Annotated in this window: 14 protein-coding genes; 12 read left to right on the top strand and 2 right to left on the bottom strand. The window is 64.5% G+C overall.

Annotated elements, in window-relative coordinates; genetic code table 11:
* Positions 1-15: 15 nt before the first annotated feature.
* From ACTUWL_RS15100 to greA, 4 genes are all read left to right on the top strand, one after another.
* Positions 16-1053, top strand: coding sequence for an MDR family NADP-dependent oxidoreductase (locus tag ACTUWL_RS15100; RefSeq protein ID WP_199196609.1), 1038 nt, complete (start codon positions 16-18; stop codon positions 1051-1053).
* 289 nt (positions 1054-1342) lie between these two features.
* Entirely contained in the window at positions 1343-2578 is a 1236-nt protein-coding gene (locus ACTUWL_RS15095) for an efflux RND transporter periplasmic adaptor subunit (protein WP_021077626.1), read from the top strand.
* Positions 2575-5721 (top strand): efflux RND transporter permease subunit, encoded by a 3147-nt coding sequence (locus ACTUWL_RS15090; protein ID WP_021077625.1) that lies wholly within the window; start codon positions 2575-2577, stop codon positions 5719-5721. The genes ACTUWL_RS15095 and ACTUWL_RS15090 overlap by 4 nt, the downstream gene beginning before the upstream one ends.
* Positions 5722-5801: 80 nt before the next feature.
* Positions 5802-6284: a transcription elongation factor GreA gene (gene greA / locus ACTUWL_RS15085; protein ID WP_021077624.1), complete on the top strand. Its 483-nt coding sequence runs from the start codon at positions 5802-5804 to the stop codon at positions 6282-6284.
* A gap of 130 nt (positions 6285-6414) precedes the next feature.
* On the opposite strand, the gene ACTUWL_RS15080 is transcribed toward greA, so the two are convergent.
* On the bottom strand, positions 6415-7053 hold the full coding sequence (locus ACTUWL_RS15080) for a GntR family transcriptional regulator (protein ID WP_035650522.1): 639 nt from the start codon (positions 7051-7053) through the stop codon (positions 6415-6417).
* Positions 7054-7176: 123 nt separating this feature from the next.
* On the opposite strand from ACTUWL_RS15080, the gene bioB reads away from it, so the two are divergent.
* The 4 genes from bioB to ACTUWL_RS15060 all read left to right on the top strand — a co-directional run bounded on the left by bioB (position 7177) and on the right by ACTUWL_RS15060 (position 11281).
* Positions 7177-8172, top strand: a complete 996-nt coding sequence (gene bioB / locus ACTUWL_RS15075) for a biotin synthase BioB (protein ID WP_021077622.1) — start codon at positions 7177-7179, stop codon at positions 8170-8172.
* A 66-nt stretch (positions 8173-8238) separates the two neighbouring features.
* Positions 8239-9393, top strand: coding sequence for an 8-amino-7-oxononanoate synthase (locus ACTUWL_RS15070; protein WP_021077621.1), 1155 nt, complete (start codon positions 8239-8241; stop codon positions 9391-9393).
* Positions 9390-10022: a dethiobiotin synthase gene (bioD, locus tag ACTUWL_RS15065; protein WP_035650561.1), complete on the top strand. Its 633-nt coding sequence runs from the start codon at positions 9390-9392 to the stop codon at positions 10020-10022. Before ACTUWL_RS15070 ends, bioD begins: the two co-directional genes overlap by 4 nt.
* Positions 10019-11281: an adenosylmethionine--8-amino-7-oxononanoate transaminase gene (locus ACTUWL_RS15060; protein ID WP_021077619.1), complete on the top strand. Its 1263-nt coding sequence runs from the start codon at positions 10019-10021 to the stop codon at positions 11279-11281. The genes bioD and ACTUWL_RS15060 overlap by 4 nt, the downstream gene beginning before the upstream one ends.
* 80 nt (positions 11282-11361) lie before the next feature.
* Here ACTUWL_RS15060 and ACTUWL_RS15055 read toward each other — a convergent pair whose 3' ends face one another.
* Positions 11362-12654 (bottom strand): YXWGXW repeat-containing protein, encoded by a 1293-nt coding sequence (locus ACTUWL_RS15055; RefSeq protein ID WP_021077618.1) that lies wholly within the window; start codon positions 12652-12654, stop codon positions 11362-11364.
* A 449-nt stretch (positions 12655-13103) separates the two neighbouring features.
* Here ACTUWL_RS15055 and ACTUWL_RS15050 point away from each other — a divergent pair, with 449 nt between their 5' ends.
* The 4 genes from ACTUWL_RS15050 (at position 13104) to ACTUWL_RS15035 (ending at position 16153) form a co-directional block, all read left to right on the top strand.
* Positions 13104-13706 carry a pilus assembly protein N-terminal domain-containing protein gene (locus ACTUWL_RS15050; RefSeq protein ID WP_106940397.1) on the top strand — a complete coding sequence of 201 codons (603 nt, stop codon included), beginning with the start codon at positions 13104-13106 and terminating at the stop codon, positions 13704-13706.
* Positions 13707-13768: 62 nt separating this feature from the next.
* Positions 13769-14263 (top strand): TadE/TadG family type IV pilus assembly protein, encoded by a 495-nt coding sequence (locus ACTUWL_RS15045; protein ID WP_021077616.1) that lies wholly within the window; start codon positions 13769-13771, stop codon positions 14261-14263.
* Positions 14264-14268: 5 nt separating this feature from the next.
* Positions 14269-14802, top strand: a complete 534-nt coding sequence (locus tag ACTUWL_RS15040) for a hypothetical protein (RefSeq protein ID WP_021077615.1) — start codon at positions 14269-14271, stop codon at positions 14800-14802.
* A gap of 16 nt (positions 14803-14818) precedes the next feature.
* Positions 14819-16153 (top strand): TadE/TadG family type IV pilus assembly protein, encoded by a 1335-nt coding sequence (locus tag ACTUWL_RS15035; RefSeq protein ID WP_158267778.1) that lies wholly within the window; start codon positions 14819-14821, stop codon positions 16151-16153.
* Positions 16154-16453: the final 300 nt, after the last annotated feature.

The following is a 16453-nucleotide window of genomic DNA, read 5'->3' as shown; positions in this document are numbered from 1 at the left end:
CAAAGGATATTCATGATGGCGGGGGAGACCGCGCGCGAGGTCAGGCTGACGATCAGGCCCGAGGGACTGCCGGGGCCGCAGCATTTCGAGCTGGTGGACGAGCCGCTACCGGTTGCAGGCGCGGGTGAGGTGTTGGTGCGCAATCGCTGCTTCCTGGTATCGGCTTCGCTCCGCCAGATGGTGAGCCAGGGCGCGGAGGATGTGCCGGGGGTTCCGTTTCCCGCGCTGCGCCCGGGCGACGGCCTGCGCGGCGAGGCGATCGGCGAGGTCGTGATGGCGCCGACAAGCAGCGGGCTGTCACCTGGTGACATGGTGCTGCACATGTTCGGCTGGCGCGATTACGCCGTTGTTCCGGCCGTCCAGTGCCTCCGGCTGGCTGCGCCGCTGCCCGATCCGCTCGGTTACCTCGGCTATCTCGGGCATGGCTGGACCGCCCACGCGGCGCTGACGCGTGGCGTGCAGATCCGGGCCGGCGACACCGTCTTCATATCGAGCGCGGCCGGAGCGATCGGCTCGATGGCCGGGCAGATCGCTCGACTGCTCGGGGCGGGGCGCGTGATCGGCAGCACCAGTGCATCGGCGAAAGCGGATCGGCTGGTCGCCGAGCTCGGCTATGACGCCGCGGTGATCCGCGGCACCGACAAGTCGTTCGTTGCGCAACTGCGCGAGGCGGCGCCCGACGGCATCGATGTCTTTCTCGACAATGTGGGGGGCGAGCAGTTGCAGGCCGCCGTGGCCGTCGCGCGCGAGCATGCGCGCTTCGTCATCACGGGGACATTGTCGGGGCAGCTAGCCGCGGCCGGAACCGGGCGTGTGGCGCCTGTCGTGTTGGACTCCACCCAAATCCTGCTACGGAAGATCACCATCCGGGGCTATAGCGCCGACGACAATCCGGAAGCACGCGACGAGTGGTTCCGCCGTCTGGCCGATTGGTGCCGCTCCGGCGATATCGCTCTTCCCCATGTCGTGATCGACGGGCTGGAGCAAGCCACACTCGCGTTGGCTGATACCGCGCGGGGCCGCTACTTCGGTATGGTCGTCATCAGGCTTTGATGGCCTGTCGAGCCGACGGCACTCGATTCATGTCAATCGATGCGCCGTTGTCGCCGCTCAAATCGAGGCGACTGTGTTGATCGGCGGCCGACACGCATGCTCATGCGGTCCGCCGTCCCTCCAATCCGCTGTCGTCGGCCCAAACCCGGAACCAGGGTTACAGGATTGTCGGATTGGACTCGTTATGATTTGCTGCAACGCATCTTGCCGATCCCTGACCTTCCCGGGTCTGAGGGACGTCGACGTCATATCCGTCTCGTAGAGCTTGTTAGCCGAAGGGTTGAGCAGCATGGGTGGTACGGAACGAAGCTTCGGTGGACTGACGAGGTTTCTGGTATCGGCGGGATTGGCGGTGGCGGGAGTTTCAGCGGCTCATGCGCAGGCGGGGCCGCCCGGGCCTCCTGCCGTTGGCGTGTTCGAGGCGGTGAAGCGGCCGGTCACCGAAACCAACGAGTTCCTGGGACGTATCGAGGCGCCCAACCGCGTCAACGTGGTGGCGCGCGTCACGGCGTTCCTGGACAAGCGAAACTTCGTCGAGGGCGCCGAGGTCAAGGCCGGCGACCTGCTGTATCAACTCGAGCGCGGCCCGTTCGAGGCCGACCTCGCATCGAAGAAGGCGCAGGTCGCCCAGTTGCAGGCGACGCTGGTCAACGCCAAGCTGACCACCGATCGCGCCAAGGCCCTGATGGGCGGTCCGGCCGGCCAGCAATCCAATGTCGATGCGGCGGTCGCCAACCAGCAGAGCCTCGAGGCGCAGGTGCAGGCCGCCCAGGCGCAGGTCGACCTGTCCCAGATCAATCTCGACTACACCGAGATCCATTCGCCGATCGACGGCAGGATCGGACGCACCGCGGTCACCGAAGGTAACGTCGTGACGCCGAGCTCGGGAACCCTGACCACCATCGTCAGCCAGGATCCGATGTATGTCACCTTTCCCGTGTCGGTGCGCGAGTCACTCGATCTGCGCGAACGCTATGTGACCCGCGGCGGCTTCAAGGCCGTCGTCATCCGGCTGCGCCTGCCGGACGGCCGGCTCTACGAGCAGACCGGCGAATTGAATTTCGTCAACAACACGATCGCACAGAACACCGACACCATCTCCTTGCGCGGCACCATCCCGAATCCATCGACCTATACCTCGGCCGCAACAGGCGGCTCGCTCCGCGAGCTCACCGACAATGAGTTCGTGACCGTCCTGCTGGAAGGCGTGCAGCCGGTCGAGGTGCTGGCGATCCCGCGCTCAGCGGTGCTGTCTGACCAGCAGGGCGAGTATGTCTATGTCGTCGGCGCGGAGAACAAGGCCGAGCAGAAGCGGATCCAACTCGGGCAATCGACCTCGACGATCGCGGCGGTGACAAGCGGCATCGCGCTTGGCGACAAGGTCATCGTCGAGGGGTTGCAGAAGGTCAAGCCGGGCGAGGTGGTCGCGCCGGGGCCGGCCAGCGCGCTGATCCAGTCGAGCATGAAGGTTTCCGCCGATGGCGGCGCCGGCAGCGCGCCGAAATCGACGGGTAGCAACCCATGATTTCCGCTGTCTTCGTCGATCGTCCGCGGCTTGCGATCGTCATCGCGTTCGTGATCACGATCGCCGGCGCGCTGGCGCTGATGCAGATTCCGGTCGCCCAGTTCCCGGACATCGTGCCGCCGCAGGTCACGGTCTCGGCCGTGTTCCCCGGCGCGTCGGCCGAGGTGGTCGAATCCAGCGTCGCCCAGCCGCTGGAGGCGCAGGTCGTCGGCGTCGACAAGATGCTCTACATGAAGTCGACCAGCGGCAATGACGGCAGCTATACGCTGACGGTCTCGTTCGCGCTCGGCACCGATCCCGACATCAACACCGTCAACGTCAACAACCGCGTGCAGAGCGCGCTCGCGCAATTGCCGACCGAGGTGCAGGCACAGGGCCTCACCGTGCAGAAGAAGTCCTCGGCCGTGCTGCAGTTCATCGTGCTGTACAGCAAGAGCGCCGAGCAGGATCCGCTGTTCATCACCAACTACGCCATCATCAACGTGCTGGACGCGATCTCGCGCACGCCTGGCGTCGGGCAGGCCTCGCTGTTCGCCAAGCTGAACTATTCGATGCGGATCTGGTTCGACACCCAGCGCCTGACCAGCCTCAATCTGGCGCCGTCGGACGTGATCGCCGCGATCCGTGCCCAGAGCGTGCAGGCGCCGGTCGGCCGCATCGGCGCGCGTCCGATCAGCAACGACCAGCAGTTCCAGTTCAACGTGCAGACCCAGGGCCGCCTGACGACTTCCAAGCAGTTCGGCGACATCGTGCTGCGGGCCAATCCGGACGGATCGGTGCTGCGGATCAGGGACGTCGCCCGCGTCGAGATCGGCGCGCAGAACATGGATTCGGAGTCGCGGATCGACGGCAATCCCGGCGTGCCGATGGGCATCTATCTCGCACCCGGCGCCAATGCGGTGACGACGGCCAAGGCCGTGCAGGCGACGCTTGCGAAATTGTCGGAGCGGTTTCCGCCGGGCCTGACCTACCTCGTGCAGTACGACTCCACGACCTTCGTCTCCGACACGATCAAGGAGGTGATGAAGACGCTCGGCGAGGCCTTCGTGCTCGTCGTGATCGTGGTGTTCCTGTTCCTCGGCAATCTGCGCGCCACGGTGATCCCGGCGGTCGCGGTTCCGGTCAGCCTGATCGGCGCCTTCGCGGTGCTGCTGGCGCTCGGCTATTCCGCCAACACGGTCTCGCTATTGGCGATGGTGCTGGCGATCGGCATCGTGGTCGACGACGCCATCGTCGTGGTCGAGAACGTCGAACGCGTCATGGAGGAGGAGCCGGAGCTGTCGCCGGCCGACGCCACCAAGAAGGCGATGACGCAGATCACCGCGCCGATCATCGCGATCTCGCTGGTGCTGCTCTCGGTGTTCGTTCCGATCGCGTTCATCCCCGGCATTTCCGGCACGCTATTCCGCCAGTTCGCGGTGACGATCAGCGCCGCGATGGTGATCTCGGCGCTGAACGCGCTGACATTGTCGCCGGCGCTGTGCGCGGTGTTCCTGCGCCACACCGGGCCGCGCCGCGGCATCATGGGACGGGTGCTCGGCAGCATCGACTGGGTCCGCGACCGCTACGCCGGCGTGGTGCAGCGGCTGGTCCGCGTCGCGGTGTTGTCGTTGGTCGCGGTGCTGGTGTTTGCCGGCGCGGTGTTCGGCGTGTCGAAGATCACGCCGACCGGCTTCCTGCCCGAGGAGGACCAGGGCGCGTTCTTCATCGCGGTGCAATTGCCCGACGGCGCCTCGGTGGCGCGCACCAGCGAGGCGACCAAGCAGGTCGAAGCGTTGTTGAAGAAGAACCCGGCGGTCGATCACGTGCTGTCGATTATCGGCTTCTCGTTGCTCGACGGCGCCAGCGAGCCGAACTCCGCGTTCATGGTGGCGCGGATGAAGGCGTTCGCCGACCGCAAGGCCGTCACGGATTCGGTGCAGGCCGCGATCGGACAGACTTTCGTCGGCGGAACGCAGATCCGTCAGGCCTCGGTGCTGCCGTTCAATCTGCCGCCGATCATCGGGCTCTCGACTTCGGGCGGCTTCGAATATCAGCTCGAGGCGCTGGAGGGACAGGACCCGGCTTCGCTCAGCAGCGTGATGGGCGGGTTGATCGGCGCGGCCAACCGCAATCCGAATCTCACCCGCGTGTTCTCGACCTTCACCGCGACCAATCCATCTGTCTATCTCGATATCGATCGCGCCAAGGCGCAGGCGCTCGGCCTCAACATGGCCGACGTCTTCACTGCGCTGCAGGCCACGCTCGGCGGTATCTACGTCAACAATTTCAACCTGTTCGGCCGCACCTGGCAGGTCAACGTGCAGGGCGATGCGTCCGACCGCCGCGACATTCCCGACATCTGGCAGATCTATGTGCGCAATACCGGCGGCGAGATGGTGCCGATCCGCTCGATCGCAAGCTTGCGGATCGTCACCGGTCCGCAGGTGATCACGCGCTACAACAATTATCGCTCGGTCACGGTGAACGGCAGCCCCGCGGCAGGCGTGTCGTCAGGCACCGCGATCGCGACGATGGCCGACCTCTCGAAGACGACGTTGCCGGCCGGCTACTCGTATGAATGGACCGGCACCGCCTATCAGGAGCAGGCGGCTTCCGGCCAGACCGGCATCATCCTGGCGCTCGCGGTGCTGTTTGCCTATCTGTTCCTGGTGGCGCTGTATGAGAGCTGGACGATCCCGATTCCCGTGCTGCTGTCGGTGACGGTCGGCGTGTTCGGCTCCTATCTCGCGATCAAGCTCGCTGGCCTCAACCTGGATCTCTACGGCCAGATCGGGCTTGTGGTGCTGATCGCGCTCGCCGCCAAGAACGGCATCCTGATCGTCGAGTTCGCCAAGGAGCAGCGCGAGGCCGGCAGGCCGATCGCGGAGGCCGCGACGATAGGTGCGCAAATGCGCTTCCGCGCGGTGATGATGACTTCGATCGCCTTCATCCTCGGCCTGGTGCCGCTGGTGGTCGCGACGGGTGCTGCGGAAATCAGCCGCCGTGCGGTCGGCACCGCAGTGTTCGGCGGCATGCTGGCCGCCAGCTCGATCGGCATCTTCCTGGTGCCGATGCTGTTCGTCACTTTCCAGAGTTGGCGCGAAGGCGTGAAGAACCGCTTCGGCCGACGGAGCAAGGCGGAACAACCGGCGTCGCACTAAGCTCCAGCCTAATCCAATCGCGCATTAGCGGGGTCCGCGAGGCGGCGCTATACTGTCCGCCTCATCGATGGAGTTCCGGATTGAGCGTTGCCTTCACCAAGGAAGAAAGTGCCGAGACCGCGTCCGAGACGCTGTTGCCAGACCGCCCCATTTCGCCGCATCCCAATCTGGTGACGGAGGCAGGACGGAAAGCGCTGGAACGTCAGCTCCAGCAGGCGCGCGCGGCCTATGAGGCCGCGCAGCAACTGGACGACGTCAACGAACGGCGGCGGCAATCGGCGGTTCCGCTGCGCGACGCGCGCTATCTCACCGAGCGGCTCCGCACTGCGCAGGTCGTCGCAGATCCTGCATCGACCGAAACCGTTGCCTTCGGCAGCACGGTGACCTTCAGCCGCGCCGACGGCCGCGTGCAGACCTACCGGATTGTCGGTGAGGACGAGGCTGATCCCAAGGCGGGCTCGATCTCGTTCGTCTCGCCGGTGGCAAGGTCGCTGATGGGCAAAGCCGTGGGCGACGTCGCGGGCTCAGGCGAGCAGGAACTCGAGATCGTCGCAATCGCCTAAAGCGGGATGGGATCAGGTTGAGCTGGAACGGCGTCGGAAGTTCACCTCTCCCAAGGGAGAGGTGAATCGTGTTCGTGGCCAAACCGATTCAACCTAACGTCATCCCGATCTAGCGGATTGCAGATTTCTGTCACGACGCCGACAGCGCAAGCCGCTCGATGGTCTGGATATGCCGCGCCAGAAGGCTGCAGGCCTGCTCGATGTTGCGGGCGCGCAGCGCCTGCAAGATCACGCGATGATCCTGGCTCGGCCGTGGCCGCCAGCCGGCATTGCGTGCCATCGCGAACACCAGTCGCGAATTCGCCAGCTGCAAGCCGTCGAGGCTGGCGAGCAGCCGCGGCATCGCGCAGGGCGCCACCAGCGCGTGGTGGAAGTCGCGATTGGCCAACTCGAATTCCTCGACCGTCTCGGCATTGTCGCCTTCGATCACGGCGACCTCGATCCGCGCCAGGAGGGCCGAGGTGAATTTCGGCGCCGCATTGCGCAGCGCGACCACCTCGAGCGCAGCGCGCATCTCGGCGATCTCCTTCACCGATTTGGTGTCGAGCGGCGCGACCCGCACGCCGCGGCGGGGGACCGCGACGACGAGATGCTGCGCCTCCAACTGCCGGAAGGCCTCGCGCACCGGGACGTGGCTGGAATGGAATTCCCGCGCGACATGGTCCTGCCGGAGCGGGGCATCGGGCGGCAGCGCGCCGCTGATGATGCCCTCAGCGAGCACCTCGGCAATGCGCCCGGCGGTCGTCGTGTTCTCGCCTTCGTCCATCATAGATTATCTATCATAAAAACGAGTGCACTGCCACACGGCCTCAGCTAGCATCATTCCAAGAGAGTGATCATAGATAATCTTATTGATTATCTATGATGTATCACAAACGAGAAGGCAAGCCCGATGGTTGATGTCGTTGAGATCGAACGGACCGACAGCCGCAACAGCGCTCCGCCCCGCAAGACCTGGGAGCGGGCGGAGGCCGAGGCACTCTATAATCTGCCGTTCGCGGACCTGATGTTCCAGGCCCAGGGCGTCCACCGCGCCAACTTCAATCCGAACCACGTCGAGACCGCGAGCCTGCTCAGCATCAAGACCGGCGGCTGTCCGGAAGATTGCGGCTACTGCTCCCAGAGCGCGCATTACGACACCGGCCTGAAGGCGACCCGGCTGATGCCGCGGGACGAGGTGGTCGCGGTGGCGCAGCGCGCCAAGGATGCCGGCGCTACCCGCTTCTGCATGGCCGCGGCCTGGCGCAGTCCCAAGGACCGCGATCTCGATCAGGTCTGCGACATGGTCAGCGCGGTGAAGGGCCTCGGCATGGAGACCTGCGTCACGCTCGGCATGCTGACGCCGAAGCAGGCCGAGCGCCTCTCCGAGGCGGGTCTCGATTTCTACAACCACAATGTCGATACCTCGCCGGAGTTCTACGACAAGATCATCACCACCCGCACCTTGCAGGACCGCATCGATACGCTGGCGCATGTGCGCGACGCCGGCATCAAGGTCTGCTGCGGCGGCATCATCGGCATGGGCGAGCAGGTCGATGACCGGCTCGGCATGCTGATGCTGCTCGCGAATCTTCCCAGCCATCCGGACAGCGTGCCGATCAACCTGTGGAACGAGGTTAAGGGCGTGCCGGTCAATGACACCGCCGAGCGCCCCGATCCGATCGGACTGGTGCGGCTGGTCGCAACCGCGCGGATCATGATGCCGCAGAGTGTGGTGCGGCTGTCGGCCGGTCGGCAATACATGACCGATGAACTGCAGGCGATGTGCTTCCTGGCCGGCGCGAACTCGATCTTCATCGGCGACGTGCTGCTGACCACCAAGAACCCGCAGCGCGACCGCGACGCCGACCTGCTGGATCGGCTCGGCATCACCTCCCGCCTCGCCTGATCGCAATCTTCCGCGAGCGCGCGGCCCAAGTCCGCGCGCGACCAACCTTGCATCCGAGAGAGAAGCATGAGCGCAATCCATGCGGCCAACGCCGCTGATTACGCCGCGGCCTTGCACGCCCTGAGCAAGGACGATCGGCTGCGCGGCCTCAAGCCGCGCGCGGGCATCGATTTCGTCTCCAACGACTATCTGGCGCTCGCAAACGCGCCGCGCATCAAGCAGGCGGTCGCGGCAGCGCTCGAGGCCGGCACGCCGGTCGGCGCCGGCGGCTCGCGGCTTTTGCGCGGCAATTGCGAGGAGCACGAACGGCTGGAGACTGAAGCCGCCGCGTTCTTCCGTGTCGAGACCGCGCTGTTTTTCGGCGGCGGCTATGTCGCCAATTTCGCGGTGCTGACGACGCTCCCGCAGCGCGGTGATCTGCTGGTGCTCGACGCCCTGGTGCATGCCAGCATTCACGAGGGCGCGCGGGCCGGCCGGGCCGAATTCAGGTTCAGCGCGCACAATGATCCGCAATCGGTCGAGGATACCATTCGCGGCTGGCGCGCCGAGGGTGGAACGGGCCGGGTCTGGATCGTGATCGAGAGTGTCTACAGCATGGATGGCGACATCGCCCCGCTCGACGAGCTCATCGCCATCGCGGATCGGCACGATGCGTTCCTGATGGTGGACGAGGCGCACGGCACCGGCGTCTATGGCGAGCAGGGGCGTGGGCTCACGGCCCCCTATGAAGGGCGCGATAACCTCGTGATCGTCCATACCTGCGGCAAGGCGCTGGGCGCCGCGGGCGCGCTGGTCACGGCCCCGACCGTGCTGCGCGACTTCATGGTCAATCGCTGCCGCCCGTTCATCTTCGCCACCGCGCCATCGCCGTTGACGGCGGTTGCCGTGCGCGAGGCGCTGCTGATCCTGCAACAGGAGCCCGAGCGCCAGCAGCGCCTGGCAAAGCTGGTTGCGTTCACGCATCGCGAGCTCGACCTGCGCGGCTGGCGCAGCCCGTCGCGCTCGCAGATCGTGCCCTATATCGTCGGCGACAATGCGCGCGCGATGCAGCTTGCCTCAGCATTGCAGGCCCGCGGCTTTGACGTCAGGGGCATCCGGCCGCCGACCGTGCCGGCGGGCACCGCGCGGTTGCGGATCGCGCTGACCCTCAATGTCGACGAGGACGACGTGCGGGCGCTGCTCGATGCGCTTGTCGCGGAGACCAACGGATGGCCGCAATGAGCAATGGGATCGTGGTGACCGGAACCGATACCGGGATCGGAAAGACCATCTTCTCGGCAGGTCTCTCCGGCTTCCTCGGCGCGAGCTACTGGAAGCCGGTTCAGTCGGGGCTCGACGAGGAGACCGATGCACAGCTGGTTGCGCGGCTTGGCGGCATCCCGGCCGATCGCATCGTGCCGGAACGCTACCGGCTTCGCACGCCGGCGTCGCCACATCAGGCCGCGGCGATCGACGGGGTGCGCATTGATCCCGCCGCACTCGACGTGCCGACATCAGGAGATCGGCCGCTCGTGATCGAGGGCGCCGGCGGGCTGATGGTGCCGCTGAACGACGACACGCTCTATATCGACATGTTCGAGCGCTGGCAGCTGCCGGTCGTGCTCTGCGCCCGGACGGCGCTCGGCACCATCAATCATTCGCTGCTGTCGGTCGAGGCGCTGCGCAAGCGCCGGATCGACATCCTCGGGATCGCCTTCATCGGCGAGAGCAATCCCGAAAGCGAGCGCGCCATCTGCGCGTTCGGGCAGGTGCGCCGGCTGGGCCGGTTGCCGTTGCTGTCGCCGCTCACGGCGGACACGCTGCAAGCGGCATTCAGGGATTCATTCCGGCGCGAAGATTTCAATCCATGATGCCCGCACGCAAATCACCGATCTGGCACCCGTTCACGCAGCATGCGCTGCATGGCGAGATGACGTGGATCGTGCGCAGCGAGGGCGCCTATCTCTACACCGCGGATGATCGCCGCATCATCGATGCGATCGCGTCCTGGTGGGTGGTGACCCATGGCCATTGCCATCCGCATATCGTGCGCGCGATCCAGGAGCAGGCGGAACAGCTCAATCAGATCATCTTTGCCGGCCACACCCACGATCCGGCCGAAACCGTTGCGGCGCAGCTCCTGAAGCTCGCGCCCGATGGCCTCGACTACGTGTTCTTCTCAGACTCCGGCTCGACCAGCGTCGAAGTGGCGCTGAAGATGGCGCTCGGCTATTGGCACAATATCGGCGTGCCGCGCACGCGGATCATCGTCATGGAGCACTCCTACCATGGCGACACCGTGGGGACGATGTCGGTCGGCGCGCGGGGCGTCTTCAACAAGGCTTACGAGCCGCTGCTGTTCGACGTCGCGTCGATCCCGTTTCCGGCGGCTGGCTGCGAGCAGGCCACGCTAGATGCCCTCGAGGCGGCATGCAGGGAGCAAACTGCGGCAGCGTTCATCGTCGAGCCGCTGATCCTCGGCGCCGGCGGGATGCTGATGTATCCCGCTTGGGTGCTCAAGGAAATGAAGCGCATCTGCGAGGTCTTCGGCGTGCTGTTCATCGCCGATGAGGTGATGACCGGCTGGGGCCGCACCGGCACCTTGTTCGCATGCGAGCAGGCCGATGTCAGGCCGGATATTGCCTGCTACTCCAAGGGGCTGACCGGCGGATCATTGCCGCTCGCGGTGACGTTGTGCGGTGCCGAGATCTACGACGCGCATTATTCCAGCGACCGTTCGCGAACCTTCTTCCATTCCAGTTCCTATACGGCGAATCCGGTCGCCTGCGCCGCCGCCAGGGCGAATCTCGAGCTCTGGCAACACGGCGCGGACGCGCGCGTCGCCTCGCTCGCCGCGATGCAGGAGCGGATGCTTGCGTCCTTCCATGCCGACACGCGGTTTGAAAACGTCCGCCGCACCGGGACCATCACCGCACTCGACCTGAAGGCCAGCGATGCCGGTTATCTCGCCGGCATCGGCCCAAAACTCCAGGCCTTCTTCGAACGGCGAAACCTGCTGCTACGGCCGCTCGGCAACACGATCTACCTGATGCCACCCTACTGCGTCACGGAAGCGGATCTCGCGGAGATCTACGCCGCGATCAGCGATGCCGCGGATGAACTGACCTGAGGGCGCACTTCGCGCCGCGCTGCTTCCGATGGTCTCTATCTCAAATCGGCGTGCCCTTGCGAGCACGCCGATGCACTGGATCATGCGTGCCTGTGTGGCGCCGGATGCGGCCTCGCTGCCGCAGGATGCGGGCGTGGCGCAGGATGGGGCCGCGGTGCTGGCCGTGACACATGCGGCGCAGGCCGGCGCGGCGGTGGCGGGCGGTGCACAGCCTGTTGCGCGACGCGCGGCGCCGGCGGGTGCGCGACCGGGCGCGGCGGTGGCGGTGCATTATGTGCGACCTGCGGCCTCGGCGCATGCATGGCTGGTGCGGCAACGTGCGGCGCCGGTGCGGGATGGTTGCCTGCGCCGGCCAGCGTGTTCGCTGTCGCGAGCGGGTGTCCTGCCGGTGGAGCGTGTCCCGTCGTTTGAGTGTGTTCTGTTGGTGGGGCGTGCACTACCGGCAGCGCGCTTCCTGTCGGGAGAGCGTGGCCTGCGGGCGGAGCATTTCCCGTCGTTTGTGCGTGGTTTGTCGGTGGCGCATGCACCGGCGGCAGAGCATTTCCGCTCGGCAGCGCGTGCCCCGGCGGTACGGCATTTCCCGTCGGCAAGGCGTGTCCTGCCGCAGGCTGTGCATGCCGGGGCGGCGGTGCCGCGATCGGCTTGCCCGGACGCGCGGCGATCACGCCCGCGCCGCTGAAGTGTGCGGCGTGCGCGGTCGCGGCGACGGCCGGATGCCCATGATTGTTGGCGAGCGACAGCGCCGGATCCTTCATCGCCGCTTCGGCGTGCCGGGTCTGCTCGGCGGTCGCAGCCACGTGGTGCTCGTTCATTGCCGAGAGTTGCTGCGGCGTCGGCCTCACCGTGGTGCCGCCGGTGCCGCCGTTGTAGCTGATGTTGGTCGTGTTGTTGATCACGGTCTTGTTGTAGACGTTGGTGACCGAGACATTGGTGATGTTGGTGACGGAGCGGTTGTAGAAGAAGCTGCCGCCGCGCCAGTAGCCGCCCTCATAGCCGAGACCGGTGTAGCCGAAGCCATAAGAGATGCCGCCGTAGAAGCCGACGGTCGCTCCCCAGTAGCCGGCGTGGAAAGCGTAGACACCATCGTTCCAGCCCCAGTAGCCGGGTGTCCATAGCAATTCAGGTGCGGGCGGCAGCACCCATGTGCCGGGCACCCAGTAGTAACCGGTATCGTCGCTCCATGCCCAATAGCCCGGGGTCCAGATGTAGCCGTCGCCGGGAATCGGCGGCTGATCGTAGACAGGCAATGGAGGCGGGGCCACATCGACGCTGATGCCGATGCCGATGGCGATCTGCGCGCGGGCAGGGGTGGGCGGCAAGAGACAGCAGAGGCTGAGAGCTATGGCGAAAGGCAATCCGGCGATGCGGCGCATGGCACATACTCCAATCTTCTTCCCCCGGCTTCGGAGTCGAATAGGCGCCTCGACATGAACCCGTTGTGAATGTCGGTGTCGATGCGCGATCACGAGATCGCGCGGCCATGAAATTGTTAGCAGCGGCAAACGCAATTCAGCTTGGTGTCAGGATGGAACGCGATCATGCGCGCTCGGCGTTCGAACACGGGCCATGCGGCTCGCATGAAACAGGAGGGGGCTGCGCACTCAGCGCCAGCACCGCTGCGACTCCGCGGCTAAGAACCAGAGATTTGTGCTGATCGACTGAGCACCGTCGTCTCCCGAGTGACGGGTCGCTTGTGTACCCGACACGATCCAAATGGGCGTTCCCGTAGAAACACCGGCTTGCCGAAATCCGACATCTCCCTTCAGTCGTTGATAATGCGGGAAGCGTAGCTTGCTCAAACGAAGCCGGCCACCCTGCCGTATTGGTCAAGATCAACCTCCTTGAACCCGCGATGATTCCCTGCACCCAAGGCTTGGCCCGGCAGTGGTCGCTTCGAGACACAGCGGTTCGCCGCCGCCGTCGGGGTCACATGCCGTGGCTGGCCGCAGGCTGCTTGGCGCTTGCGGCGGCGTCATCGCTTGCGACAGGCGACGCGGCTGTTGCGGTCGAAGCCATGGCGCCAATCGTCGTCGAAATTGATCACGCAACGCTGATCCAGATGCCGGCACGGCGGCGTATCCTCGTGTTCGACAATCCGCGGATCGTTCGCGCGACTTATCTGCCTGAAGGCGATCGCGCGGTGCTGACGGGAATCTCCTATGGCGAAACGCGTATGATGGTGCTCGGCAATGCCGGCGAAGTCGTCGCCACGTCGACCGTGCGGGTCTTGGAGGCGGCAGACGCCGCCGTCACGGTCTATCGCGGGCAGGAGCGCGGGACTTATGTCGACTGCGACCGGCTATGCCAGCCGCGGTTGCGGCTTGGTGATGCCGACAAGCAGTTTGGCAATGCTGTGGGACAGATCCGCTCTCGCGAGCCCAGGCAGGTCGAGCCGCCGCACACGGAAAGCGGGGCGCATTTGTGACGGATATGTCCAGCCATTCAAGACGTCGAGGGTTTCGGCGGTCGCATCGCATTTGGCGCTTCTTGCGCGAGGGACGTGGTTCGACCGCGGTCGAATTTGCCATTCTCGCTCCCCTTTTCATCGGACTTCTCATCTCGATACTGGAAACCGGTATCTATTTTTTTGCCCAGAACGTCCTGCAAGCTGCCGCCGTTCAATCCGGGCGATCGTTTCTAACGGGGCAGGCTCAGGCCAGTAACCTGACGGAGGCACAGTTCGTTTCCCGGGTGTGCCCGAGCATTCAGGCCTTGTTCAATTGCGGCAGCCTGATGGTCGACGTGAACACCTATGCCTCGTTCAGCGCAGCCAACGTTTCGATGCCAACGTTGACGTACAACGCCCAAGGTCAGGTCACCAACGGCTGGAGCTACAACCCAGGCACTGCCGGCCAGATCATGGTCGTACGGTTGCTGTACCAATGGCCGGTCATCACCGGTCCGTTTGCCCTTATCCGTCCGAATCTGTCCAACGGAACGTCCCTCATCATGGGGATAACCGCCTTCAAAGTGGAGCCGTGACGGTCATGGGCGCTCGAATGCACCGCCGTTTCATTGCCTCGACAGGCGGCGTCGCCGGGATCGAATTCGGCATGATACTGCCGCTTCTCATCGGCTTGCTTCTGGCATTCTACGACGCCGGCACGGCGGTCGCGATCTACACCAAGACCCACTTTGCCACCGCAACGCTGGCGCAGATCACCAACCAGTACAACAGCACGTCGGAGCCGATACACGATACCGACATGGCCCAAATACTGGGAGCAACCGCGGCGGTGCTCGCACCGTATTCCAGCACACCCGCCACATCGAATGTCTCGCAAATTGCAATCAGCTCGTCCGGCGCCGCCACTGTGAGCTGGAGTACGAATCGCACCCCGGGTTCGAGCTTCCCGCTCCCCTCGGCACTCGCTGTTCCTAACAGCTATCTGATCTACGCCACCGTGAGCTACACTTTCACGCCCGCGTTCGGTTCTTTCATCACCGGTCCGATCACGCTTTCCGATTCGATTTATGTTTCGCCGCGAAACAGCGCGTTCGTTGCACGCATTTCACCATAGACGCATGAAGCGGCAGATGTCGGCACAACGACCGCTCACCAGACTGTTGTCGGTAGCCAAGCGGTTCAGAGGCGCCAGGAGCGGCAATGTCGCGATTATTTTCGCCTTTGCTCTCGTGCCGATGGTGCTGGCAACGCTCGGCGTCGTTCAATACGGCCTGGCCATTTCGCTCAGGACCAAATTGAACGCGATTGCCGACGCGGCCGCATTGCAGGCGGTTTCAAACCCCGCGATGCTGACCTACGTCAATACGGGGGCGACCGGCCAGGCCAATGCGACGGCGATGTTCAACACCCAAGCGGCAGCCGTCAAGGAAGGCAAGGTTTCATCGTTGAACGTCAACGTCACGGCCTCGGGAGCAACGACAACGTCGCCGGGTGCGTTGACGGCGACCGTCAGCTACACGGCGACCCTGACGAGCCTGCTGCCTGGCCTTCTCGGCAGCACCTTCACCTCTGTCAGTGGAACATCGACTGCAACCGCGACATTGCCGACCTACGTGAATTTCTATCTGCTTCTCGACAATTCGCCGTCGATGGGCATCGGCGCAACTGCGGCCGATATCACCAAGATAGGCAGCGTCAACGGAGGCTGCGGTTTCGAGTGTCATTCGCCTGAGGCCACCCAAGGCAACTATCCCGGCTATACCACGGGCTATGTGAGCGGCGCCTCCAATCGGCTTGATGCGCTCAAGACAGCGGTTCAGCTGATCATCGCGCAGGCCCAGGGCGAAATGGTCTCAGGGCAGTATAAGTTCGCCGTCTACACCTTCAACAATTCGGTCACCAAGCTTTCCGGTCTGACTGCGAATCTGAATCAGACGTCGTCCGATGTCGGCTTCGCGAACCAGAGTGGCGGCATTCAGTTGCCGACGACCGACCAAGGCACCCAGATCGCTGACGCCGTCCAATGGCTCACCCAGAATGCAGTGACATCGGGCTCCGGCAACGGCACGCAAGCCTCGCCGTTTCAATTCGTGTTCCTGGTGACCGACGGCGTTGAAGATCATGCCTTTGGCTATCAGCCGGGCAGCTACGACACGCTGACGAGTCCGGTCGGCTCCTGGTACGGTACGCCCTATGCCAGCGTGCTGCTCTGGAGCCCGGTCTGCGCCAACCTCAAGAGCAAGGGCGCGACGGTGGGGGTGATCTATACCACCTACATCAATGTCGGTGGGCTTCAGTACACCGACATGGTTGCGCCGTTCGCGAGCAATATCGCCGGCGCCCTGCAAAATTGCGCATCATCATCGAGCTTCTTCTTCCAGGCGAGCGACAGCACAGCGCTGCAGAACGCGATGCAGGCGCTGTTCAACAACGCCCTCCAGCAGGCCGCGCATCTTTCGCAGTAAGCGACGGGAACGCGAGGCCGTTGGTTTCGCTGACGTGTTTCTCTCCAAGCCGCTTGAAAATAGCCAATCCGTGACGGCGTCGAATCTGCCAACTTGAATGCGGTCACGTCACCAATACGCAGAAGCCGATAGTGTCGAGTTGTGACGCCGATCCCATGCCAACCCGCTCCCGTACGCTATACATCAGACGATAGTTGAGACCCGCGCCGATGTCTTGTGCCGCGATCATGCCGGCCGCGTCAGCTTCATCACCGCGCCAAATAGTCGAATTTTCGTTTTGAATTGGACGGCGACCCCCTG

This window comes from Bradyrhizobium sp. WCU1, assembly GCF_053474805.1.
Note: the sequence above shows the minus strand (reverse complement) of the source record. Positions and strands in the feature narration are given on the sequence as shown.

Excerpts from the sequence above, each read along its gene's own strand:
- ACTUWL_RS15100 (WP_199196609.1), top strand. The coding sequence starts at position 16 with ATGGCGGGGGAGACCGCGCGCGAGGTCAGGCTGACGATCAGGCCCGAG.
- ACTUWL_RS15095 (WP_021077626.1), top strand. The coding sequence starts at position 1,343 with ATGGGTGGTACGGAACGAAGCTTCGGTGGACTGACGAGGTTTCTGGTA.
- ACTUWL_RS15090 (WP_021077625.1), top strand. The coding sequence starts at position 2,575 with ATGATTTCCGCTGTCTTCGTCGATCGTCCGCGGCTTGCGATCGTCATC.
- ACTUWL_RS15080 (WP_035650522.1), bottom strand. The coding sequence starts at position 7,053 with ATGATGGACGAAGGCGAGAACACGACGACCGCCGGGCGCATTGCCGAG.
- bioB (WP_021077622.1), top strand. The coding sequence starts at position 7,177 with ATGGTTGATGTCGTTGAGATCGAACGGACCGACAGCCGCAACAGCGCT.
- ACTUWL_RS15070 (WP_021077621.1), top strand. The coding sequence starts at position 8,239 with ATGAGCGCAATCCATGCGGCCAACGCCGCTGATTACGCCGCGGCCTTG.
- bioD (WP_035650561.1), top strand. The coding sequence starts at position 9,390 with ATGAGCAATGGGATCGTGGTGACCGGAACCGATACCGGGATCGGAAAG.
- ACTUWL_RS15060 (WP_021077619.1), top strand. The coding sequence starts at position 10,019 with ATGATGCCCGCACGCAAATCACCGATCTGGCACCCGTTCACGCAGCAT.
- ACTUWL_RS15055 (WP_021077618.1), bottom strand. The coding sequence starts at position 12,654 with ATGCGCCGCATCGCCGGATTGCCTTTCGCCATAGCTCTCAGCCTCTGC.
- ACTUWL_RS15040 (WP_021077615.1), top strand. The coding sequence starts at position 14,269 with ATGGGCGCTCGAATGCACCGCCGTTTCATTGCCTCGACAGGCGGCGTC.
- ACTUWL_RS15035 (WP_158267778.1), top strand. The coding sequence starts at position 14,819 with ATGTCGGCACAACGACCGCTCACCAGACTGTTGTCGGTAGCCAAGCGG.